At 48.1% G+C, this 26,095-nt stretch carries 9 protein-coding genes; 7 read left to right on the top strand and 2 right to left on the bottom strand.

The genetic code is table 11. From position 1 onward, the window contains the following. The first annotated feature begins 460 nt into the window (after positions 1-460). The 4 genes from WBG78_RS04985 (at position 461) to WBG78_RS04970 (ending at position 9,153) form a co-directional block, all read left to right on the top strand. Positions 461-1,768 (top strand): AAA family ATPase, encoded by a 1,308-nt coding sequence (locus tag WBG78_RS04985; RefSeq protein WP_337325272.1) that lies wholly within the window; start codon positions 461-463, stop codon positions 1,766-1,768. An 89-nt stretch (positions 1,769-1,857) separates the two neighbouring features. After that, on the top strand, positions 1,858-3,114 hold the full coding sequence (locus WBG78_RS04980) for a tetratricopeptide repeat protein (protein ID WP_337325271.1): 1,257 nt from the start codon (positions 1,858-1,860) through the stop codon (positions 3,112-3,114). Positions 3,115-3,406: 292 nt separating this feature from the next. Beyond that, the gene (locus tag WBG78_RS04975; protein WP_337325270.1) at positions 3,407-4,120 is read left to right on the top strand and encodes a hypothetical protein; all 714 of its coding nucleotides are present in this window, start codon (positions 3,407-3,409) and stop codon (positions 4,118-4,120) included. Positions 4,121-4,587: 467 nt separating this feature from the next. Next, on the top strand, positions 4,588-9,153 hold the full coding sequence (locus tag WBG78_RS04970; RefSeq protein WP_337325269.1) for a PKD domain-containing protein: 4,566 nt from the start codon (positions 4,588-4,590) through the stop codon (positions 9,151-9,153). A 102-nt stretch (positions 9,154-9,255) separates the two neighbouring features. Here the strand turns inward: WBG78_RS04970 and WBG78_RS04965 are convergent, their stop codons facing one another. Further along, positions 9,256-10,251, bottom strand: a complete 996-nt coding sequence (locus tag WBG78_RS04965; RefSeq protein ID WP_337325268.1) for an endonuclease/exonuclease/phosphatase family protein — start codon at positions 10,249-10,251, stop codon at positions 9,256-9,258. 321 nt (positions 10,252-10,572) lie between these two features. Between WBG78_RS04965 and WBG78_RS04960 the strand changes: the two genes are divergently transcribed. The 3 genes from WBG78_RS04960 (at position 10,573) to WBG78_RS04950 (ending at position 17,570) form a co-directional block, all read left to right on the top strand. Beyond that, positions 10,573-13,962 carry an immunoglobulin domain-containing protein gene (locus WBG78_RS04960; protein ID WP_337325267.1) on the top strand — a complete coding sequence of 1,130 codons (3,390 nt, stop codon included), beginning with the start codon at positions 10,573-10,575 and terminating at the stop codon, positions 13,960-13,962. Continuing rightward, positions 13,959-16,967, top strand: a complete 3,009-nt coding sequence (locus WBG78_RS04955; protein WP_337325266.1) for an IPT/TIG domain-containing protein — start codon at positions 13,959-13,961, stop codon at positions 16,965-16,967. Before WBG78_RS04960 ends, WBG78_RS04955 begins: the two co-directional genes overlap by 4 nt. A 69-nt stretch (positions 16,968-17,036) precedes the next feature. Then, a complete protein-coding gene (locus tag WBG78_RS04950) occupies positions 17,037-17,570 on the top strand; it encodes a hypothetical protein (protein WP_337325265.1) in 534 nt (177 codons plus the stop codon). Positions 17,571-18,197: 627 nt separating this feature from the next. On the opposite strand, the gene WBG78_RS04945 is transcribed toward WBG78_RS04950, so the two are convergent. Further along, positions 18,198-26,093 (bottom strand): DUF6443 domain-containing protein, encoded by a 7,896-nt coding sequence (locus tag WBG78_RS04945; RefSeq protein ID WP_337325264.1) that lies wholly within the window; start codon positions 26,091-26,093, stop codon positions 18,198-18,200. Positions 26,094-26,095: the final 2 nt, after the last annotated feature.

Genomic DNA, 26,095 nt, shown 5'->3' with positions numbered 1-26,095 from the left:
ACTTAAAGTTGCAACCCTTTAAACTGCCAAAAAAGAAAATATACTCTCTAAGGAAGTTGTTTTTTAACATAGAAGGGGATCCTCTCTCTGTAGCACGAATTGCATTAGATCCCCGGAGGGGATCCTCTCTCTGTAGCACGAATTGCATTAGATCTCCGGAGGGGATCTTCTCTCTGTAGCACGAATTGCATTAGATCCCCGGAGGGGATCTTCTCTCTGTAGCACGAATTTGCATTAGATCCCCGGAGGGGATCTTCTCTCTGTAGCACAAAATTTCAATCGATCTTGCGCGCCGCCCACACGTTATCTATGAAATACTTTCGATCACCGCGCAACGCTTCGCAATAAATTCTATCGTCCTCCGCCACATTGTTGCGCTCGCCCTTTTGAGCTATATTGGTGGTCCAATACACCCCACGTTGCCGCAAGCCAAATCTTGCTCAAAGCTCATATCGACACTATGAACGACACCACCATCTCCACTCTCCGCGAGGCCCTCTCCCACTCCCCCGACAACATCCCGTTAAGAATGTTGCTGGCCGACACATTATTGTCATTGAACCGCCTCGAAGAAGCAGAGATTGAATACTCCACGCTGTTAAAACTCACCGACGATACCAAACCAAAAATCGGATTGGCGAACGTCTTCTTTAGGAAGGCCAACTACTCGGCGTGCAACGTCATCCTGGAGGAAGTCATCGACAACGGCACTAACGACATCAACGCACTCACCCTCTATGCGAAGGCATTACTGAAAGAAAACTCTATCGCGAAAGCCATCGAGGTATACAAACGTGCACTGGCGATCGACAACAATTTCTTCGACGAGGAACTCGATAGTCAACTGCGCCTTCGCGGCACAACGGAACCGGTAGAGTCCGAAGATGAAGACGACGGTCGTTTCCTTCAAAAGCCCGACATCAGCTTCGCCGACGTCGGTGGAATGGAAACGGTGAAGAAGGAGATCGACCTGAAGATCATCAAGCCACTTCTTCACCCCGAACTTTATAAAGCATACGGCAAAAAAATCGGTGGTGGTATTTTGTTGTATGGTCCTCCGGGATGCGGCAAGACATTCATCGCGAAGGCCACCGCGGGACAGGTAAACGCAAAGTTCATCAGCGTCGGACTCAACGACATCCTCGACATGTGGATCGGCAGCAGCGAAAAGAATCTCCACGACATCTTCGAGCTCGCCCGACGCAACGCACCATGCGTGCTGTTCATCGACGAGATCGACGCACTCGGAGCCAGCCGCAGCGACATGAAACAATCCAGCGGCCGGCATTTAATAAATCAATTCCTCCAGGAACTCGATGGCATCAACCGCACCAACGAAGGCGTGCTCATCATCGGCGCCACCAACACTCCCTGGAACCTCGACCCTGCCTTCCGGCGTCCGGGCCGTTTCGATAGGATCGTATTCGTTCCTCCCCCCGATGCATCATCTAGAGAATCCATCTTAAATCTGAAGCTGAAGAACAAACCAACGGCATCGATAGACGTCCAGTCGATCGCCAAAAAAGCGGAGCACTACTCCGGCGCCGACCTCGATGCAATCATCGACATCGCCATCGAACAAAAGCTGGAAAGCTCATTCACGGATGGCGTTCCCAAACCTCTCGAAACGAGCGACCTCCTGAACGCGTTGAAAAAACATAAACCGAGCACTCAGGAGTGGTTCTCGACAGCTAAAAACTTCGCCATGTTCGCCAACGACTCTGGCCTCTACGACGATATTCTCACTTACATGAAACTCAAAAAGTAGCCCGATAGCCATTAACACTTTACATTTTGAGTTTAACATTTTGCGGTTACGATACCCCAATTCATAATTCTTAATTCTTAATTTTTATTATGTCCGCCGACCCCCGCTTCCAGAAGATCCAGTTTCTCCTTGAATATCAAAAATACGCCGAAGCCGAAAAGATCATTGCCGACTTACTCCGCGAGGATGCCAACAACCCTCACCTCCTCTCCTTACTCGCCGAGGTCTTCCTGCAACAGGACAAATACGATGAGGCTACACGCATCATCGACAATGCCATCGGCCTTTCGCCCGGTGCGTCGGAGTTGTTTTATATGAAGTCGCGTATCTCCATCGAGCAGGACAACCTGAGCGACGCCGAAAAACAAATCACTCAGGCCATCGAGTTAGACCCGAACGAAGCCGCCTACTTCGCCTTATCGGCAAACATCAAACTGGCGCGCAAGAAATTCGAGGAAGCACTTGAAACCGCCAACCGCGCCCTGGAGATCGACGCCGAAAACCTGTTGGCCTTAAACACGCGGAGCTCTGCGTTAATAAAGCTCGACAGAAAAGAAGAATCTTATCAGACCATCAAGGGCGCATTGAGGGAAGATCCCAACAACGCATACACGCATGCGAACTATGGCTGGGGATTGCTGGAGAAAGGTGATCATAAGAAAGCATTGGAGCATTTCAAGGAATCGCTCACTAACGATCCGAACTTCAAGTATGCGCAGGCCGGGATGCTGGAAGCAATTAAGGCGACGAATCCTGTTTATCGCTTGTTCCTGAGATATTCATTTTGGATGGGCAACCTCACGGCTAAATATCAGTGGGTCGTGCTGATCGGTTATTCGTTTGTATTTAGAGTGTTGAAGCGGCTCGCGACTCAAAATGAAGCACTGCGGCCGTTCCTCATTCCGATCCTCGTAATACTTTTCGTCGTAGCCTTCTCGACGTGGATCATGACTCCCATCAGTAATTTGTTCCTGCGATTCAACAAATACGGACTGCTGCTTCTCGATAAGAAGGAAAAGTTGAGTTCAAACCTCGTGGCTGTAAGTCTGGCAATATGCGTTGTCAGTTTAATTATCTATGCCGCATTATCAGACGAACGATACCTCACCACCGCTGCCTTTGGCTTCGCCATGATGCCTCCGCTGGGTACGATGTTCGCGCCGTCGAAGAACAAATACGGTTTACTGATTTATACGATCGTTCTGGGCGTGGTCGGCGTCGTTGCAATTGCCAATACGTTTACAACGGGTGTGCTAGTCAACGGAGCGTCGGCAATCTTTATGATTGGCTTCTTTGTATTCCAGTGGGTGGCGAACTGGATGTTGATCAAGGAGAGCAATCACTGACAAATTCCATGACAATATCCTTCCTGCGCTATTGATCATTGAAAGACTCCGAAAGGAAGAAAGCTGTCCCACGAACAAAAATCTACATCTGTCACGATTACAATCCTGGCAAGGGATCGGCAATAACCTGCATGTACACCCTGTCTTCGGTTCTCATTCCATATAGGAATTACGGTCTGAATGAATTGGGGCTCATTTGGTAAGATAGTGCGTATTTCTTTTTTCATAATGCTGGCAACAATATCTCACAGTAAGTATCTTAGGTACACCGCCATCAAACCACACCAATCAAATGAAGGCCAAATTTATCTCACTCTCTATAGAGATAGCTTGCATCTTTATAGCCGTTACACTATCATTCTATCTTGATGATGTCCGGGAAAACAGAAACGAGAAACAAGATATTCGCGAAATTATCGCTTCTCTCGTTGGTGATATCGAAATCTATACGATCGATATGTCAAATGGTAGTCAATATGCCAGCAACGTCGTTGATACAATCGACAAATGTCTTCAGATGTCGCTCAGAAATGAGCGAATAGAGGGCCAGCTGCGGAATGATTTCCTTTACTATATAAGCGACGTGCAATCTTTTTCCCCATCGGAATCATCAGCGTACGTTGGTCTGCTGTCTTCAAGCGTTTGGCAGCAACTTCCTGATTCGGCCCGGCGATCAATTTTTAATCTTTACGAAATTAGTTATAAAGCTGTTGAACGAACTAGAAACAATTATGCAAGCAATAACCTTTATGTAAGGCAACACTATTTTCCTAAATTCCACCTTATGTTTTACACTTCACAAAAGGGAAACGACGAACGCTTTGGCCTTATGGATTCATTGAACTTTAAAAATAATTTCGCGCTTTCACTTATGGACCCGGAGTTTCGCAGCATGTTGGTCAATGCGCGCAATCTCGCCAATAGTGCGATCGTATATCAAAGAACCGCAAAGCAAGAAGGGGAAGCTGCTATTGCGATTCTAAAACACTTCCTTGAGGAATACTAGGCGGCACTTTCAACCCGACGATAATTATTCTTATCGTTCAAGGATCAGACCTTCTGATTGGTATACCTTCGAACATATCCACAAATCAACTTAATACCCCCAATTAATGGGGGTATATACATCAATGCCTGCTACACTTTCAATGCTTTGACGTTCACGATTCATTCACATCAGCAATACAGTCGCTTAACATTACGCTCTCTCCACTCCAATCAGTGTAGAATTATTTTCACAACGGTAGCATTACACGATAGTTTTTTCTTTCAGTTCGCTTGCAGAGAGATTGGATTTTTTTACTTTCATATGTCAGCAAAAAAATGCAACTGTTGGGTGTTATCTTAGTGAATCATTTCAACGCACCTTGACTCAAGGTGCTTTAACAATCTCTCTTTAGATCCAATAAGTTCTCCACTTGCTGCCTATACACCCCTGCTTTCAGGGGTATGGTTGTGTTACTAGGTTATCTTATGAAATACATCTTTACAATTCTCGCTCTTGCTTGTTGCTGTAGTCTTCAAGCGCAAAACTATTTTGTTGGCGGCCCCGGTTCTTCAGATAATAATCCCGGAACAGCCGCAGCTCCTTTTGCAACCATTAACAAGGCCGCAACGGTCGCGGTAGCTGGCACCACAGTTTACATACGTGGCGGGACCTATCGTGAAACGATCACTCCAGCAAACAATGGAAGCAGCGGTCAGCCCATCACTTTCCGTCCGGCTGCCGGCGAAACAGTTATAATCTCCGGACTCAAGGTGATCCCAAACAGTGGATGGAGTAACACGGGTACCCCGAATTCAAATATATATAAGACAGCGCTACAGCTTCCGGTTAACGGATTTTCACCACTCGGCATTTCCACCAACACTGATATCCTGGCCAATCAACTTTTTAAGGACGGCGATATGCAAATTGAAGCGCGCTGGCCCGATGGCGTGAAAACAAAAGATGACTTATGGAATATGACTACGGGTACCAGTAACCCTAATGGCGATGGCAGTCAGATAAATCACAATCTCGCAAACAGTGGCTGGAGACATTTTTCACTCTTTGGGACGGCCGGGACTACCAATGGAGGTCGGACATTTACACCTACAAGGATACAAGACATAGGGGCCGCATCCATTACTGCTGGATTTACGTCAACAATTGCAGGTGCGACCATAGTAACTCAGGGCTGGTTCATCAGAGAAAGTCGGACAATTAACTTGTATGATCCTGCTACGGGCTTAATAGGATGGGATCAGGGTGTGTGGGGCGACAACATCAACGATCAACAGATAAGAAGGTATTATTATCTGACAGGCCAACTCCAATTCCTTACGCAGGAGCGGGAATTCCATTATGATGGTACCTATTTATACTACTGGCAGCCGGGTGGTGGTGCTCCAACGGGAACGATTGAATACAAGGAAAGGAACTGGGGCTTTGACTTGAGGAATAGATCATACATCCAATTACTCGGATTGACATTTGTCGGCTGCGAGCCAGCAACAGGAAATACTTCAACGACTTACTGCACACTCGACAACATCCGCGCATCATACATGAATCATAATGTTACCCATAGAGATTTTAAGTTTCAGGGGTATGGCATGTCGCAGCACATGGGCACGAAACTGCTGGGAACTAACAATGTTGTTAAGAACAGTGAATTTCAGTGGAGTGCCTCGGCCGCGGTTTGGATCGGTGCTAACGGTACAGTCCAAAACAACTTATTCCATCACATCAGCTACGATGGTATGTGGGGTGCCCCTGTTCAATTCTGGGGCGATGACAATGTGTGGAACATCAAAGTGTTAAACAATACGATGTACACTTTGGGTCGTGGCGGAATTGATAATGGATATGCGTTTGTACAGGACCAGGTAAAGAATACAACAAACAACGAAATCGCCTATAACAACATCTACGACTTCGCCCGACTCAACCACGATGGCGGCGCATTCTATTCGTGGGGCTATCAAAATCTTTCGGGTACGCGGATCCACCACAACTGGATACATGACCTAGTTTCTTTCAGACCTCCAGTAGGAACTCCAGCAGAAGGCGGTCCATATTTCGATAAGAAGACACCAGAAAACCCTGATGGCTGCGATTGCTGGAAAGGATGGACAAAACTTACCGATGGAATCATGGCGGGCATCTACTTCGACATGGGCTCTGGGGCAACTGTCGGAGAACCACCGTTGGTTGTCGATCACAACGTTTTTTGGAATATGGGCAACGACGATGACGGAATAGTTGAACAATCTGACATGGAAGGAACCGAGGTTTCTGACCTATATGAACTACCGTCCTTTAAATATTCCACAAAGCAACCGACGAGAATATATAATAATACTTTCTATGGAGCCACGAAAAGCTATACAACCTACCAACAAAATGTGCAGTCAGTATTTCGGAATAACATATCGAGAAAGGAATTGAACTTTGCGTGGGTAGGTACAAATGCACAGAAAAACATTCAATATGCTTTGATGGAAACAGATCAGGACTATATACAAGCAGCTCAAAGTCCAGCGCTTAACTCCTATGAAGGCGTGAGTGCTCAACTTGCCGGAGGACCGTTAAGTTCACCATCCACCTACTTTCAACTCACCTCAACTAGTCCAGCTAAAGATCACGGCGTGGCATTAGCGGGTTACAATGACGCCGATGTCAATCCGAAAGACATTGGAGCCTATTACTATGGTCAGGCGGGATGGACAGCTGGCTATGTTCCGGTGCAATTGCAAAATCTAGCACCGACGGTAAATGTTGGCCAGGATAAAACCATCAACCTTCCTACAAATTCTGTTGTCATCAATGGAACAGCATCCGATCCCGACGGAACAATAGTAACCTACGCATGGACGAAACAAAGTGGTCCCGCTGCCACGTTAACGAATGCTAACACAGCAAATCTCACCGCCGCCAGCCTTGTTGCAGGCACCTATGTATTCAGACTAACAGTAACCGACAACGGTGGCCTTACCGCTCAGGACGACGTTACGGTAACTGTCAACGCAGCGCAGGTCAACATCGCCTTGAACAAACCCGCTACCGCTTCTTCTCTTGAAGCCGCACAGTACGGCGCCGGGTTAGCTGTCGACGGTAATGCAGGCACTCGCTGGAGCAGTTTATTTGCCGATCCTCAATGGATATACGTCGACCTGCAGGCCGCATATACCATTCAGCGCGTCAAGATAACGTGGGACGTAGCCTATGCAAAAAACTACACCATTGATGTCGCCAACGCAACAAACGGACCGTGGACCACTATCACAACCGTTACGGACAATCCATCCATGATCAATGATCTTTCCAATATCAACTCATCGGTATCTGGCAGATATATTCGAATGAACGGAACGGCCCGCGGCACAAACTGGGGATATTCCATCTATGAATTTGAGGTTAACGGAACTGCCGCAAATACAGCGCCCACAGCAAATGCAGGTGCCGACAAAAATGTGTCAACGAATAGTGTCGTCGTTAATGGCTCGGGAACTGATACTGACGGAACAATTTCAAGCTACGCCTGGACATTGATCAGCGGACCTAATACTCCATCATTGACCGGTGCAACCACTGCGAACCTTACCATCAACAACATGATCAATGGAACGTACGTGTATCGCCTTACAGTGACAGATAACGGTGGGCTTACCGGAACCGACGATGTCTCAATCACTTACTCTACAAACATCGCGTTAAACAAGCCAACCGTCGTTTCGTCAACAGAAAGTTCCCAGTATCTTTCAAGCTATGCCGTTGATGGCAACCTGGGAACCCGATGGAGCAGTGCCTTCTCAGATCCTCAGTGGCTGTACGTCGACTTGCAGGCGATCTACAACATAAACCGGGTTAAAATTACTTGGGACGTCGCTTATGCATCAAGCTATGCTATTGAGGTTGCTAATGTCACAACCGGGACCTGGACTAACGTAACAACCATTTCAGGTAACACGACAATGATAAACGATCTTACGGGTTTAAGCGGAGCAGGACGATATATCCGAATGCGTGGACTCACACGTGCTACGAACTGGGGCTATTCATTCTTTGAGTTTGAAGTCTACGGCACACTGGTACCTAACGTGGCCCCTACAGCAAACGCCGGACCTGATAAAGATAATTATACAAATAGTGTTGTAGTCAACGGATCTGGATCTGATACTGATGGAACAATTTCCACCTACTCGTGGACCTGGATCAGCGGGCCTAATAACCCGACGTTGACTAACGCTAACACAGCCAACCTTACCATCAGCGGAATGACTGCCGGAACATATGTTTACCGTCTCACGGTTACCGACAACGGTGGGCTTACCGGATCCGATGATGTTACCATCAACTTCCTCACCAACCTCGCACTGAATAAGAATACCTCGGTTTCTTCTACAGAAAGTTCTTCTTATCTCGGCAACTATGCCGTCGACGGCAACGGCGGCACACGTTGGAGCAGCGCGTTTTCCGATGCACAATGGCTTTACGTGGACTTACTGTCCACTTATACAATCAAGCGGGTAAAGATCACATGGGATGTTGCGTACGCATCGAGTTTCAAAATTCAGGTAGCTACAACTCCAGGCACGTGGACTGATGTAACAAGCGTCAGTGGCAACACTTCCATGTTAACTGACCTCACCGGCCTAAGTGGCGTAGGTAGATACATTCGTGTTCAGGGATTAACGCGGGCAACCAACTGGGGTTATTCGTTCTTTGAACTCGAAGTATACGGAACAGCCTATACCGGAGGAAGGATGGCCATGCCTCAGGAAGAAATGATGCAACAGCCCGCGAAAGAAACTCCTACCTCTTTTAATGTGTCGCCAAATCCGTCAAATGGAAGTACCGTTTTCAACGTTGAATTGGAATCCGTTCCTGGTGAGCTTAAGATCATCGATGGCCTGGGAAGGGCTTTACTGCAGCGCGAGATAACTGAACAGAGAATTCAAATACCGGCGAAGGGATTTGCTCCTGGTTTATATTTCTTCATGTATCAAACAGAAAAAGGCACAGAACTCAAACGGGTGATGATAGATCAATAACAGGATTAACAACTCTCAGGAACCAAAAAGGCGTTGATGTTGAGTCAGCGCCTTTTCTATTTTGTTTAACGTCCCTATTAGAAATTCTCATCGACTAAAATTCTACACATCAAACACTGCCTTCACCGGCGCATGATCCGGTGACGGTGCTGTAGCCCGCTCGTTAGGATTATCACCAATGCTCGGCATCTGTGCAAAATCAATCAAACTATCAACCGTCGGCAACTTCCGCTTGTTGTTCGCTTGAACCGGAAGCAGTTCCTCCGATACAAATATCTGATCCAGCATTTCACCCCGACCGTTGTGAATACGCGAGAACCTCCTCGCCGGATCAGTTATCGCATTCGTAAGGTTCCACAGCCTTTGATCATCACCTGCATCGGTCTGATCAAATCCTCTCGTCCCAATTTCACTTCCCGGAGGACCGCACAGTATCAGCGACGTCTGTGCTTCCGGAACGTCGTTGAAGTCACCGGCGAGTATCAAAGGATTCGTCTTGTTGCCTTTCAGAAAATCACTGATCCTTGTTCGTAAGGTCACTGCTTCGGCCGATCGTTTCATCAACGCAATGCCGGCAACCTGAGCGCGCTCCCTTTCGTCGCTGGTGGAGAACGCGCTGTTCCCTCCTGGCCTCGGAAATGTCAGCAACTTGGACTTCAGGTGCGCGGCGATAACATCGATCGTTCCTCCGTTATGGGCTACACGCACGCGTAGCGCGCCGCGTCCCATTCGGACAATAGGAATCGTTCCGCCTCCAGCCGTCAGGTTGTTAATGTCGCAGGCCGGCCCGGGAGGAAAGTCAACCAGGTCCTCACGCTCGACAATCGCCTTCTTCGACAACACCGCTACCCGTATTCCGCGGTCGTCGGGGAACAAGGAAACTTCGGCATGCGGATAGTTGCCACTGCAGGCAGCCTGCAAATCACTGAGAGGCTCCAGTCCGCCAACTTCCTGAAGCGCGATCATGTCAGGATCATGCTGTGCAATGACGGCGCCCAGCAGTTGAAGTTTGAGCTGATAGGCTTGCTTCACATCGGACGAGTCCGCCTGCGCCGGGCGGAACAAATTTTCAAGATTCCAGGTCATTAGGGTGAACATAGGGGGTAACAGTTGATCTATAAGAAAGCTACTTCAAATAGGGCTCACGTGGTATCCCTGAATTCGGTTTTGCATGAAGTAATTGTTATCACAGCTTGTTATCACAACTTTCACTTGACGCAAGCCTTCGAAGCCTGCCTTTAATATTTCTAACTAAGTAGGTTCCCCCCGCATCCGCTTCCACCTACACACCCTCTTAAACCGACTGCACGACCGCAGGTCGTGACAGCTAATTCTTAACTCTTAATTCTTAATTCTTAATTTCTCTATTGCTTTCTCCTCCCTTTTCGATAGATTAGTCAACCCATTGCTCCCCTCCTCATGCGAAATCTCGTTGTGCGCTGCCTGATGCTGCTTGCCCTCCTGGGGTGTATCGATTCCTTTGGGCAGTACAACGTGTACCCTGTCTGCCATCCAATCGACGACATGATGATGCCCTATCTGCGCCATGGAGATTATATCTACGGCCACGATATGGATCAAGGCAAGGACTACCTTGTCAAGTCGGGAATAAATGGCGGCGGTTGGCGTCGTGAAGTGCCTGCTTATTGGTATCAAGGGGATGTGTGGATTGATAACGCCGACAACGCATACGTAAGGTCGAGCCGTTATAATGAGGTGACTGACACTTATGATAATCGCCTTGACAAATTTCTCAGCAATGGAACTCCCGTCTGGAACGACGCAAAAGCGATTACTTTTAGTAGCAGTTACTGTTACGTCTCTAAGACGGGCTATATCTTCACATTCGAAACTGCACGATTGTCTGCCGACAATGCACAAGCAATGCTTGTTGTATATGATCCCAATGGCAATGAGGTTCGCCGTCCGATTATATCGGATTTTGTCGATGCGAGAAACAACTATATAACCACACCAACTATTCGTGAATCCGACGCCGGAGAAATCTATGTTTCTTACAAGGAGTACACCTCATCACTTCAGGCTCAATGGGTAGTGAAGAAGTATACTGGTTTTGGCGTTGCGGCTCTAAACACCTCAGGTGATCCCTGGGTTTTTATAGACACAGACACACAGAACAGAACAGGCGAGTTCTATATCTCTTCCAATGGCAATCTCCTTTTGCTTTACAAGGGTTATGATCCCATTCTGTTTCGTGACATATACTCCGTTGGTGCAGTCGATGCAAATTCCGCATCGGTGGCACCCGAGAAACAAATTCAAATGGACATCCCTTCTTTTGGTTCGCCTTTCACTTTCGTTCGGGGCAATCTATACATCTCACAAGTTGAGTTCCAGCAACCTTTCAGATTGTATAAAATTGACGACAACCTCGATCCCGTTCTGGTGCTGAGCGCTAACGGAACGTTTGCTGAAGTCATCCTATCTGATGTTTATAACGGCGCGTACTATATAAATTACAGAATAAGCTTTCTTCAGAGAAATTGGTTGTACGCAAAGTACCAGATCGACGGCACATTTAACTGGCGCTATCCGAGTCAGGGTATCTTCATGGGTTACAACAGTCAGAATGGTAACGTCATCCTCGTAGGAGATGGATGCGCGTCGGAGTTAGTATCCTGCGCAAATAGAATTGCAACTATCATCAATTCACCAGCATCAGTAGAAACCTGTTCCGGCCAGGACATCACTTTCACGTTTCAAGCCGACGCAACTCAGCCGCTATACTACTGGTATCGCAAGACACCCTCAGGCAACATCCAACTTCCTAATTCTGTTAAGTACGCCGGCACCAGCACTACTACCCTTACCATCAACGACATCTCCTTCGATGATCAGGGTACTTACTTTGCCGAAGTGGTCGACGAGTGCAACGGCACCCGAGCCAAAACTGCCGACATTAACATCAGCGTCGGCGTCGCTCCTCAGATTACAGATCAACCCGACAACGCGGCTGTCTGCAGCGGAATCGATGCATCGTTCACCGTAGCTTCGAGTGGCGGAAGAAACGTAAGGTACCGATGGATGAAAGGCAACGTTGCACTGACAGACAACGCCCAGACTACTGGCACTTCTACTCCGACTCTCACAATAAGGTCTGTTACCGCAAATCAGGCGGGCACCTATCGATGCGAGATCACCTACGACTGTGGTGCTTCACCATTGATGTCTCAGCCTGCAGAACTTTCATTACTGTCCCCTACTACAATCGTCGATTCTCCGGATAATTACAACGGATGCGCTGGAAGCAATCTCTCGCTCACAGTGGTCGCGGCGGGCTCCGGCCTCACCTACAAATGGAAGAAGAACAATGTCTACATTACAAACAATACCCGGATAACAGGAGCCTCATCACCCACACTTTCCATCACTGCCCTCGAAGCAAATGATGCGGGCGAGTATCGGTGTGAAGTGAGCGGAGGATGTGGCGTGAATGTTATTTCGGATGCATCAACGGTAACTATACCCGGCGATGTACAGATCACCAGCCATCCCAAAGATATAGCGGTCTGCGCTGGAAGTCAGGCAATGTTCAGCGTTACCTCCAGCGGAGCATCATCTACATACCGTTGGAAAAAGGGCGACGTACTGATTTCAAATGGCGGAAAGTATAGTGGAGCACTTACATCAACACTGGTAGTCAGCAACGCTACGGCTGCAGAAGCAGGTGCCTATGTTTGTGTTGTAACCGGTCCCTGCGGAAAAGAATTGATCAGCGAGGCAAGCACATTGGCGATCGGTGCAACGGCATCGATACTGTCTGTCGATGGTGGCGGCCTGAAATGTGCCGGCGATCTGCTGGTCATGACGGCCAGTGTCTCGGGCGACGTGCGCGCTTATCAATGGCTGAAGAATGGCACTCCTTTAAGTGATAATAACAGGATCAGCGGCAGCAAAACCTACGAGCTGTACATCGCACAACTTTCAAAGGACGACGCGGGCAAATACAGTTGCCGCATCACATCAGGTTGTAATACAGAGAAGACCTCCCCTGAGTCTGTTGTAGAACTCCGTTCTGCGCCTGCCATCACCAAACAGGCCGCATCAACAACGATCTGCTCTGATGAAGACGTTGAGCTGAGCATCGACGTAACGGGCGACGTGAACGAGATCATCTGGCTGCATAACGGGACGGCTATCAGTGACGGCAACGGCGTAGCTGGATCAAAGACGAAAGAACTTCACTTAACAGCGGCAGACGTTCAACGCTCTGGCTATTATACCTGCCAGGTTCGGGGATGCTCGGGCACCACGATCTCCGAAAGCACACTGATCACAGTGAATCCGAAACCGGATCTTCGTCTGAAAAATAATAACAGCTGTGATATAGGTAGCGACTTAGAATTTCGCTGGTCCGACATCGTGGAAGACCTCAACAACACTTACGGCGACTGGTATCTCACCAAAGAGGGCAGCAACGAACACCTCGACCTTACAGAGTTAAAGTCGCTAGGAAACTATATCATTCATAAGAAGACGGCGTTTTGTGAGTCTTCTATTAGCTGGAAAAACGAGTGCATGATCACTGCTGTATCGAACGAGGTCATCATCAGCGTTTCCATAGCACCCAATCCTGCCATCGGTGAAATTCACATGCAATATGAACCTTCGGCGCTTACCGGCTTTGATATCATTAACGCTCAGGGCCAGCTGGTGCACAAGGGCCTTGCTGAAAGCAGCGGCGAATCATTCATTAACGCCCGAACGTGGTCGTCCGGTGCGTATACTGTCGTCGCGCGCGACAAAAAAGGCAAGTTCTCCAGTGTTAGATTTTTATTGACACAATGAAAGCACTAGTTACCCGCTTGTTGACAATATTGCTGCTGGTCGCTGGCTGCATTCGTGACGACGTGAGCTTTCCTCCTCAGGTAGAAGCTCCCGCCGATCCAACCTTTGTCTCTGAATCGCTTGCAACGCTGAGCGGCAATTACTTTCATGGAAGCGCAAAAGTGATCATCGACGATGCTCCCCATGAAGCCGTTAATATCGAAACTACCTCGTTACAATTCGTTGTTCCAAAGGTGAGCGAGCGAACAACGGCCAAACTATACGTCACGACCGACTTCGGCAGCTCTGAAATACTGGAGATAGTTCTGGTTCCTCCTTCACCGAGAATACGAAACGTGTATCCCAATGAAGCCGGAAGCTGCGCCTGTGTTACGATAAAGATCGTCGCTCAGTTTACCAATGGAACTACCGGCGTTGAATTCTCAGGCAACAATAAATCTATTACAGTCAAGCCATTGCAGATAAAAGGTGATACGGTATTCGTCATTGTTCCGAAAGGTTTATCTCCGGGTGCCGTTGATCTGTATCTCAAATCAGATTCCGGCACTGGCGAGCAACCGTTTAACTTTAATATCCTGCCACCTCCCGATATTCAATCAATGAATCCGAAGTCGGCGCCGATCGGATCAACGGTACGGGTAATCGGTTCGAATCTCGACAATCCCAACTATGTTATGATTGGTGATGTTCAGGCTGAAATCCTAAGCTCTAGAGCCGATGTTGCAGAAATTCGGATTCCCGAGGGAACAAAGAGCGACACGATATACTTTGCCAGCAACGCCGGATTCGATCAGACGAATGAAAAACTGATCATTGCAGGAGCACCTGAGAGTTTAACGCTTAGCAAGACTTCCGGCAGCGTAGACACCGAAGTAATCGTAACGGGAAAGAATCTTGGCAACGCGTTTCTGCTGAAGTTCGCCGATACGAAGGCGGAGATAATTGATAACACCGACACGCAGATTAAGACGCGCGTACCGGACGGAGCTAAGAGCGGCCATGTCTGTGTTCAGACACCTGCAGGTATAGCGGAGTCCGATGCCGTCTTCAATGTGAAGGGAACTCCCTATATAACAGAGGTGAGTCCTTCGTCTACAACTCGCGGCGCAACGGTAACGGTAACAGGATATAACCTTGATGGTGTAACGGCAAAGCTGGGTAATGTAAATATCGTCGTCACTCAGGGCAGCGCCAATTCATTTCAGTTTGTCGTTCCGCAGAATGCAGTAAGTGCTAAGGTGGTGGTGAGCCTCGGATCAATTACGGCCGAGTCGAAGAACACCCTCGTCATTGCCGGCACGCCCACCGTGACAAGCATGACACCGAAGGAAGGTTCCCCGGGAACGGTGGTAACGATCAGGGGAAGTAACTTCCCCGATAATCCTGAAGTTCATTTCGCCGATCACGTTCTCGCTACTGTAGTTTCTTCTACGGCCACCGAAGTTATATGTCAGGTACCTGCCAATGCTACAACGGGAAGGATACTGGTGAACAACGCACCAGGCCCGGAAGACTTCACCGTGATCACTAAGCCTGTTCTGACGAGCATAGCTCCTGCGCGCGGTGGGATCGGATCAGACGTAACATTAATCGGACAATATCTTTTAAATGCCACGGTGAAGTTTTCTTCTAACATCACCGCCGTAAAGAAGAGCAACACCGCGACGACCATCGTCGTAACAGTACCCAACAGTGCCGTCACAGGTCCCATCACAATTACAACTATCGGTGGAACCATCACCAGTGCGTCAAACTTCGAAGTGCTTGCAGCTCCGATGATCAGTTCTTTTTCTCCTTCGTCGGGCAGTATCGGGTCCGATGTAACGATATCAGGAACCAATCTTCAACACAATCCTGTCGTGCTCTTCGGAGGACAAATCCAGGCGCTCATCAAATCAATTACACCGACGCAGTTGGTTGTTACAGTCCCGGCCGGCGCATCTAACGGAAGGATCACTGTGAAAACTGATGCAAGCGCTGCTGGCGTTCAGAGTCAGAATAGCTTTACCGTTGCAGGTGCGCCGAAGATCAACGATATCAGTCCGCAGCGCGCAACGTGGTATCAGGAGATCGAACTGACGGGCGAAAACTTTAACGACGTAAGCACCTTAACGATCGATGGCACCACGGCTGCCTTCACAAGAGAATCCGATTCCCGCATCAAAGTGAAGATTCCTGCGACTATCCCTGCCGTTGTTTCAAGAGCCGTGAACGTCGTGGTATCAACAGCAGCACAGGTAACTGCCAGCAGAGGGTTTGTCCTGCTCGGCCTTCCTAACGTAACAAAGCTCGCTCCTAAAGACAATCCGGTGAACTGGCCCTTCCTCATGACGGGCACGAATCTCGACATCGTCAGGAAGGTCGTCATGATGGTGGGTGAAACTCCTTATATGGCAGCAAGCCTTCCCGAAACAGGCATCAATCAACAGGCATTTAATTATGTCACCACGAAGGTGCCGGGCAACATTCCGCCGGGTAATCGTACCGTTAGACTCTACTACGGCATCGACGCCAATGCGTATGTGTCTTATCCGTTTACCGTACTCGCCGCACCACCTCCTGGCGTATATCCGCCGGCAAATATTGTGCTCCCTCCTCCTATACCGAGCACCTACGTACAGGTTGACCTGAGCAACTACTGGTACGATGTGAACTTCGTAGGCCCCGATGGAACGACACAAATGTCTTGCTATCATTTACGCGCCTCGTTTCAAGGTCAGCCAAGCGGAACCTTCTGCACAATCAGCAAGTATGTTATACAGTACGACAATGGTTCCTGGATTCCACTCTCCATGGCAAGTGGCGGTGGGGGTTGGGACCATGGCACCGTCGAGATACACTATGACGACGGCACTGCATATACGGGCATGATGAATACAGACCTTAGTGTTCTCGAGATAGTATTCACCGATGCTGATGGCCGCCAAATGATATTAAGACAGGATGACTCGGACGACTCGGTCGGGAGAAGGTGCAGCTTAATAGGTATACCAGGGCCTTGTTAAAAATTGCTTTTACAACACTATTGCTTTCCATCTATTTCCGTTCTCCGGCAAAGTTGAGACATTCGAATAGTGAAACTATTATTGTTGTTTGCAACATCCGTTCTCTTATTCCCGTTCGCATTGAACGCTCAACAAAACAGTATTAAATTTTCCCGCGACAGCCTGAGTATTCTGCTTTTGGACGATACTCTCTCAACAGCATACCTGTCCGAGGTCTTTCGCAATCACCAGTCGACAAAAGTCCTCAACATTGAGATTGCCGAGGAAGGCTGGGTCGGATATGGATACATGGAAGGTGTTGTCTCAAAAGTTAGCGTGGGACAACACATCGAAATCCCCGAGACCATAGGCCTGATGACAGGTTTGACAAGCCTGTCATTACCGGGCCTTGGATTGAAACAGCTTCCTCAAAGTCTTTTTACATTGCCTCACCTCGAAACCCTTGACATCAGCTTCAACGACCTCGATCTCTGGGCTGAAGTTGAAAAACTGGCGAACCTCAAGAAACTGCGTACTTTAAAAGCTTATGGAGCATCGATGTCAGAAGGTGAATACTTAAAGTCATCTTTCCCTCAGACTAGGATACTCTTCAGGCAAAGGTGATTTCAAGAATAATTTCAGGTAGTGAATGACTGCCAGCAGCTGCCCAATAAGCTTCGTGGGATCATACCGGCCCTCACGCATTCAGCCAGAATACCATTTATATAGTACCAAAGCATCAGCCTATGTTGCGCAAGCACCACCTTTTGTAAATTCGTTATCTTGTTAACCTCGCTGGCCTGCATATCTCTCGGGAGACCTCCTATGCCTTCTTGATGGCCTCTTCTTCATTGATCGCCTTGGCGATTTGTGTCTCGTGACTTTGATTTTTCATGTCTACCAATTGGCCGAACTTCAGGGTAGCTTACATATAACGGAGACTGCCTTTTTTCTTTACAGTTATGAATAATATTCACCAAGGAGACAAGGATGAATAGACATTAAAGAACAAATAGTAGGTCACCAAGGACAGTAGGATAAAGGAAAAAAGCATTATTCGCTTTCGAAAATACACAATCATCCCTATTAAAAAGTTAATTACGATTAGCAGGTCAGTGTGCGGTAGAAAGTAAACGGAGTAGTCTGTTCGAAATTCCAAAGGCAATTGCTTTGCAAAGACAATTAGCGTGAGACACAAGAATGCTATTAGACCAGCAATCATCATCGGTAATCCTTTCAAAATTCTTAATGTCATTTTCCACTACTTACTTGATGCAATTTATTTCTAAAATTGAATAACTGGAAGTTCCATTTTCTTGCTTGAATTCTATCCGAATTGAGCAAGCCTTCAGTTCGACTGTTGCCTCTTATGTAATCTCCGTTTAGGCGAAGATAAGTACCATTCTGGATTTCAGTACCTATATAAAATTTTGATTTTGGATCTGAAGATCTATTCCAGAGTAGTTCGGGTGCCTCTTTAAAATTGCCTTGTTTAATTGTAATTACATCATTTGTTGTTCCTGTGACAACTTGAGTATGATTAATTCTACCTTTATCATTTTTATGAAGGAACAAATCGCCTGGGGCAACATCCGTTTTAGAAACTTCTGTTGTCGTTTTGGCCAAGTCGGCGGCTCCAGTAGTTTTTAGAACATCACTCTTAAATGCTTCAATATCTGTGTAGGCAACATTTGAAGCATCATATGTGCCCGTACCATTCTCAAATGTGACGGGTAGGTTATTCTCTGAAGCAAAGTCGATAAGTACATTTACTGCAAAGTCCTCACAAGTACATTCCACTCCAGAATCCTGAATTTCACGAGCCCTTTGTCCGACAAAGGCACTGTACTTCTTAGTATATTCCTCACTCCACTCATTCTTGATATCCCACGCTTCCAAACCCTCTAACTCGATATGGCTTGTCACCTTATTTTCACTAAATGCGTAAGAAGAGTTGTAATAAAACTCCTCTGCTAGAGGGTCCACATTAAAAAACCTTCCAATTTCAGGCTGATGATTTCTCCATTCGAACGATTCCCATCCAAGATTCAGATCGTCAACATGCTCCTGTCCCTGGAATTTGAATCTATTCTCAACCGAACTCTCCCTCTGATAACTATTAAACGTCAACCCAAACGGATAGTACTCATTCGTCGCTATAATATTTCCCTTCTGATGCGTCACCTTGAAATCATCAAAGAATACATCCACCGGCGTATCGTTCTCATTGCTCAGATAAATATACACATATCCCGGCTCTGCAATCACGATCTTATCCGTACCCTCAAACGCGAGTCGTTCATGAGGCACGTCGGTGCCGGTCTCCCTTGCCGCCGTTGTTACACGCTTAAAGCCGGCCGTCTTGAAGTTGTAGTTCCTGTCAAACACAATGTAGTTCAGGTACGCCTTTGGTCCTGTGCCCGGATCAGTAGTTCTCGATACCAGTCCCGGGAACGGAAACACGGACGATCCGATACTTCCCGCGGCGCCGCCGTCAACTAACGTGTTGACCGGTGCCCCACCCGTTGCAATAGTCGAAATGAGGTTTGTGGCAACTGCGTTCCAATTGGTGGATACAGGATCCAAATACTTCACAAATACCTCTGTGGTAATGATGTCACCAGGCATCACACTGAGGCTCTTCGCCACTCCATACTTCTCGTTAGTCGTCGTACCTCTCAGTCGCGTAGAATAACTGCTGGGCGTGTTCTTCACGGTTACCGTTGCCTGCTGGCTGAAGCCATTGATGCTCGCCGTGATGATGGCTACACCTGGCGCTACACCCGTAACCCATCCGTCATTGTTCACGATGGCAATCGCGTTGTTGTTTGACGACCACGTAACACTCCTGCTGGTAGCAGTCGCTGGTGCAATAGTACGACTAACCTGTGCCTGCTTGCCGACAAGAACATCAAGACTTGCAGGCGATATAGTCAATCCCGTCACGGCAACATTCGTTGTCGTTACCGACCGCAGCTCAACGCCGGAGAAGCACGCATGACCACCCGCTGCCGAAAAGTTCAGGTTACCATCTCCAATGATAACACGGAACGGACCGAGCTTTGACCATGTACCGCCGACGCCGCTGTTATAGTTGTTGATCACAACCGCGCCTTCAACAGAAATGCTATAGTCTTGCGCACCATTATCCTCCCATAAATAGAGGTAAATGTCATACATGCCATTTGCAATCCCTGAAACCGTAACGGAAGGAACGTTACCCCATACCGAAGAGCGTATCATCGTTGCACGGTTCGCATCGGTTGCCGGGATCAACGTTACACTCTGGTTTTCAAATACTCCTGCCTGGTTAGCGAACGTGAGGTTGGGATTGGATAATCCAGCTTGCCAACTGTTGCCGTCAATCGTAAGTGCAGGGCCGTTGATGTTGATGCCGCGATAAAATGCCGTTGTGCCGGGTTGCGTCACGGTAATCATGAACACGTCGCTCACCGTTCCGCCTGCACCATCGTTCGCTGTTACCTTAACATCATAGAATCCGGCGTTCGCAGCGGCCGGGCTACCCGTGAATGTTCGTGTGGCGGCATTGAATGTTAACCACGATGGTAATGCTGCACCGCTCGCAAGCGTAGCCGTGTAAGTCAATGTAGTGCCCGCATTAGGATCCATAAAACTGTGCAAGGGAAACTGGTACGTAAGCGTCTGCCCTGTTACCACAGATTTATCCAACAGGTACGAAGCGACAACCGGTGCCTGATTGCCAGCGGCCTGACTCACGGTCCACAATTCAAGTCCCGACAGATTACAAACACCCGAAGCGAAAAGGGTAATATTGCCATCGGTGATCGAGGTGCGGAAGGGTCCAAGCTTTGTCCATGTACCTGGGGTACCACTGTTATAGTTGGACAGGCGTTGTACACCTTCAACATTCACTACATAATCCTGTGTATAGCTGTCCTCCCACACGTACAGGTAAATATCATAAGTACCGTTAGGAACACTGGACACCGTCATGTTCACGTCGCCCCAAATCGATGCACGAAGCATCGACGTGCGGTTCGCATCGGTAGCAGGAATCAACGGAATGTTTTGGTTCTCAAATGTGCCATAGCCAGTCCAGGTGAAGTTCTGTGCTGTTGCGCTGGCAACCCAGGGATTTCCGTCGATAGTTGTTGCAGGACCATTCAGATTTATACCACGATAAAAATATATACCTGCATCACTGCCTGATTGAGCAGTGTGATCGAAAAGCGGTGCATTAATTCTTACAGCTTCGTCATAGTAAACGAACTTGCTGCTCTCCTCGGCAACTTTGTTGGATTCAAATGTTGCTGTGCTTTCATCCAATTCGTCGGTCGTACTGAATGTCACGCGAACGTTACCAAGATGGTCCTTAAGGTTGTATTGGTAGTCGCGGGTTGTTAGTGTTCCCACCTGAATGATTTCAAACGCATTGATGTGCAGCGTTTCACCCGACGTAGATGTATTCCATGCGACACCAACTTTTAATTGTGCATTGGCAGCAACCGTGACCACCTGTTCCGTCCATGCCTCAGTTACCGGGCCTGTTGCCAGTTTCGCTCCCGGCCAGTTCAAGTCAACACCATCGACCTGAACGCGAACATAAGCCGCACTTCCGGCCGCCTGCGTGTAGCCCTTCACCCTTATCTTATAGCTGCCCGCCCCTATAGCCAACGTTCCGCCTATCGGGAATGCTCCGGCTTTAACGGTTCCATTCGAAGTAACTTTGATGAATGTCTCCTTGTCTATTTCAACGGGTGTAAGTGTAGCTCCGACTACATCCATGCCACCAGGGTTCTTGCCGTCATGCATGTACAGCAGCTTGTTACTCGCCAGTACGACCCTGCCTTCGGGGTGCGATACGAATTGTGCCACGCCGTTTTCGTAAACTACTTCACCAACGTAGTCGGTGCGTTTCGTCACTGTACCAAACACCGTCTCCTGCGACAACTTCCGTCCGGTGGCATCATACGTGTACTTAACTGTGTTGCCACCTTTCGTCACGGTTTGTGGCAGATTGAGAAAATTATACGTGATCAGATTGCTGGCATCAGCAAGTGTTGTACCGATACCCTTATTCAAATCATGTTTGAGGTTTCCATTGTTGTCGTAGTCATAGTCGGTTGCCGATCCGGTTTGACCATCAACAAAACCCTGGATGCGATCGCTACCGGTGGCAACAAGATCACGCACATAAAGAAGCCGGTTCGTGTTCGCACCCGCGGCTCCATACCAGTAATAAAGATCATCAATCAAACTTGCGCTCTTCGCCCCGCGCTGCAGTCGACCGATATTTCCATTAAGATCATACTTGAGGACACGTTCGTGAAACTTCCCATCATCCCAGGTAGAAAAGTTTTCAGAACTAAAGGCGGTAGCATCCTTAAGACGATTCAATGCATCGTAAGTGAACTTATACGCCATAGCCTTCGGCGATCCAACATTCGGTGCCTGTGCCGTTCCGCCCAGCCCTAAATTGGTACTCCATTTCATGGCACTTATATTTCCACTGAACAAGCCATTGGGCTGTATACCGGTGGTGGCCTTGTTATATCCTAGTTCCATACCAAAGTAATCCTTTGGTCCGCCGTCGGCAGTACTCAGTTGACTATCATTTATCCGCTCCAGCCAACCGCGGATGTTATAACGATAGTCGATCTGTTGTTTAAAAGGTTCGCTGTTTTTGCTGTGAAGTTCCTTTCGAACGAGTTGTCCTAATTCATTATAGGTATTGCTCGACAGCAATACTTCTGTTGTTCCATTTACCTGGTGATAGGTTTTAAGAAGTCGGCCCACGTGATCATATTCAAAACGCTTAACCACCGGATAGCCGTTGAAGGAAGCACTTTCCTTCAGCAATGTTCCATCGAAATCGAGCAAACTGGTGACGCGATCCTTTCCGGTAAGAACATTATCGGCGATGGTTTGAATGACGCGGTAATGCTCATCATACCACGTGACCGAACGAAGCCACGTATTGGTTGTACCGTTTAATACTTTGACCTTGGATGCCGTCTGGAATCCCTTTGCTGTAGCGCGCGCGTTGTCCCGCTGATCGTACGTAATGCCATTGACAATCATCTGAAGATTTTCATCCACATATGAAAATCCCGTCCAGCCCTGATCGTAGGTATCGTAATAGGTCACCGTTAAGTACTTCGTTTCATCCGCGACCGACGGATAGGCATTGTTGGTATACCCGTGAACAATAGTTCCGCGGGCCTCCGAAAGCATAGCAGTCTTTGCATCGTTGCGTATGGTGGCCACGGTCTTACTGCCCATGTCCACAATACCCGTCAGCACAGGTCGGTTCAGGTTATCGTATTTTGTGAACGTCCATTCGTTCTTACCCTGCCTTTGATTTCCATCCTGCGTCAGCACTAATCGATCGAGCTTGTCGTACACCATGTATTGCACGTCTGCACCGGGCACAACCTTTTCAATCATGCGTCTCAGACTGTCATACTTATATTGGAAGGCAAACCGGTTCAGATCCGTTGTCGACGGACTGTAGGATCCCGTTTGCAACAGGATGTGTTTCGTCAGTTCCGGCTGGAACACGTATCGCAAAAGCCCGAAGTCGTCATATAGATAATACGTTTGAGCCCAATGATTAACGCTGTCCATGTGGGCGTTGTCAATGGCCTGCACTTTCTTGAGAATAACGCGGCCACCCTGATCGGTATACTCGCGCGTTTCGTGACCGTCTTCATCCTTCGTTGATTTTATAGTCAGCTGTTTGCTCTCATAGTAACCATTTGTTGCAATCACGTTTGTCTTCACGCCTGCTCTCGTGGGTAGCCCTGTAGCACTGATCTTCCAGGCAATTACGCGCTCATGCAATGTCAAATTGGCAAGGGACGAAGTATAGTTGTTGAGCAGATATTTAAACGTGATGGGACGATTCTGGTCGGCGGCCGACCAGTTCGATCCTGGCCCATATTCTTTTAAGGTCCGGTTCAACGGCGAATACTCATAGTTCGTTTCACTGAATGGTTGAGTGTCATCAATGATATTGTTCGTGGGAGTATTATAAAAGTTGTTGGCGTAAGTTCCGTTGGCTGCATACGTTATTGTCTTGAATGAGCCGGTTCCATCGGTGGCGACAAAAGGAAGATACTTCCTGTACTCACGCCCGTTGTTATCGTAAACCGTCGGTGTTACAATGTCGAAGGATAACGGTGAGCCATTAATTGACGTGGTCTGTACCAACCGGCCAATGCCATCGAAATATTGAATGTCCTTTTTCACAGCGGCCGCCGTCTCCGATTCAGTGAGCGCCGTCAGAGCGGTTTGCGTTTTAAATGTCTTTACATAGTTTAGGTGATCTTTACAACGTTCAGCAAAGGTGGCATCAACGTCATAACGGGTCCGGAACTTTACATTCCCCGGAAGCGTGCGTTCAATGTATAGCGTTTGTGCGGTGACGGCAACGTTGTTCAGCACATTTGTCGCGCTGACAAGAGTCCCTCCTGTGGGTGCATTGAACCATTGGTCGGAGGCCACGTTCGACGTCAGTTTTACGGTTGTTGCGCTTAGACATTCATAGGTGACAACCGGAAACTCTGAAACCGGGAGCGGTTTCACAGTAAGTAAGGCCACTGACGATAACGCCTCACATCCATTGAGTTGAACAACGGCCCAGTATTCCCGCACCAAATTGACAGCACCGGTATTAGAAAAAAGTACCGGTAGCGGTGTCGTTGTGGAGGTCACCTTCACGGCTGTTCCTCCATTTTCCTTGTACCAATATTCTTTTATGGTTCCGGTATAATTCGTAAGATTCAGATCCCTGTTGGCAAATCCATCATAGGTGCCTGCGCCCGCCAACTGCCCCCCTACTGGCACACCTGGAATAGTTGAAACGGTCACGGTACGTGCAGGACTGAAACAACCATTCGCATCTTTGACTTTTGCATGGTAGTCTGCGGCCGTCGTAACCGTTCTTGGAGACGGATACGTTGTTGTCATCTCCTGTGCTGTATTTTGCCAGTAAACATTAGACAGCGAACTGGAAAGTGTAACTTGTCCACAGGAGTTTGTTTGAGAAACTTGATTCGCCAGCGGTGCTGCCGGCAGAGCGTACACCTGCACAGTTTCGCCCGTCATATAGGTTGTTGAACAGCCGGTACCCTCGAAGTTTCGGATGATGGTATAAATACCAGGTGTCGACCAGGTGACGTTAAAATCTGCTGCATTGCTGCTGGGTGTTCCACCCGACCCCGAGCCTATTATCTGAATGGTTCCAGTACCGGCACCGCACGGTCCCGAGTTGAGCGAATGCGATGTCTGCGTCCCAACGCACGCTGTCCTTGTCGGTGTCCCGAGGGGATTGACAACTACAGTGGTGGGTTGTGAATAAGAAACACAACCGCCTTTATTTATTTTCGCTCTGTACTCGCGTGAAATGATAGATGAGCCCGTATTCGTGATGCTGACAGAGATAGTTGAACTTGTGCTGGGAATGTCAACAGTTGTACTTCCATTCTCTACATACCTGTACCCTTGAATTGTACCGTCAACCCCCATCGTTGATAACGTTTCGTTCAACGTATAAAGCTTTGTCTTGCCGCCAATCATTGAGCTGGTCGTCGGCGTGGGTATCGTAGAGACCGTTACGGCAACAGCATCGCTCCAACAGGCACCGCCACCCTTCATCCTCGCATAATAGGTGCCGGTCGCTGTGACAACCTTAGTCGTTTGGTAAGTTTGATCTTCGTTCAATGGCGCCGTTTGCCAATATGCACCCGCTGACGAGCCGGACGCAGTAAGCGTTACCTGACTACAGGCCGCTGTCTGACTGAGTTCACCCGCGACCGGACCAACGGGTTTTGTTGAAATGGTATACCAGCCAGAGGTCACGACAGAAACCGCGCATCCCGAGAAGGTCCGCATCAAACGAAAGGTTCCGGTACTTGTAAACGTAACGGTGAAGTCGCTGGCTGTTCCGCCGGGGTCCGATATAGTTCCTCCGCTCGCTCCATCCCACATAGCATTACTACCCAAACCACTACCACACCCAACGTTGCGCGGAAGCGATACAGTTATCGTTTGTCCAACACAGTACTGTGCATAGGAACTGGTGCTCGAGACAATGATGATTGCCATGACCAGCAAAACGCGAATGTTCAACAACATTCTAAATTTCTTTGAATTGATTTTCATAA

Origin of the sequence: Chryseolinea sp. T2 (assembly GCF_037203685.1) — a bacterium.
In the GTDB taxonomy this organism is placed as follows: Bacteria; Bacteroidota; Bacteroidia; order Cytophagales; family Cyclobacteriaceae; genus Chryseolinea.
This window is presented reverse-complemented; position numbering and strand designations above follow the sequence as displayed.

Bases quoted from the DNA above. Each gene is read 5' to 3' on its own strand.
- WBG78_RS04965 (WP_337325268.1), bottom strand. From the start codon at position 10,251: ATGTTCACCCTAATGACCTGGAATCTTGAAAATTTGTTCCGCCCGGCG.
- WBG78_RS04985 (WP_337325272.1), top strand. From the start codon at position 461: ATGAACGACACCACCATCTCCACTCTCCGCGAGGCCCTCTCCCACTCC.
- WBG78_RS04980 (WP_337325271.1), top strand. From the start codon at position 1,858: ATGTCCGCCGACCCCCGCTTCCAGAAGATCCAGTTTCTCCTTGAATAT.
- WBG78_RS04970 (WP_337325269.1), top strand. From the start codon at position 4,588: ATGAAATACATCTTTACAATTCTCGCTCTTGCTTGTTGCTGTAGTCTT.
- WBG78_RS04945 (WP_337325264.1), bottom strand. From the start codon at position 26,093: ATGAAAATCAATTCAAAGAAATTTAGAATGTTGTTGAACATTCGCGTT.
- WBG78_RS04960 (WP_337325267.1), top strand. From the start codon at position 10,573: ATGCGAAATCTCGTTGTGCGCTGCCTGATGCTGCTTGCCCTCCTGGGG.
- WBG78_RS04975 (WP_337325270.1), top strand. From the start codon at position 3,407: ATGAAGGCCAAATTTATCTCACTCTCTATAGAGATAGCTTGCATCTTT.
- WBG78_RS04955 (WP_337325266.1), top strand. From the start codon at position 13,959: ATGAAAGCACTAGTTACCCGCTTGTTGACAATATTGCTGCTGGTCGCT.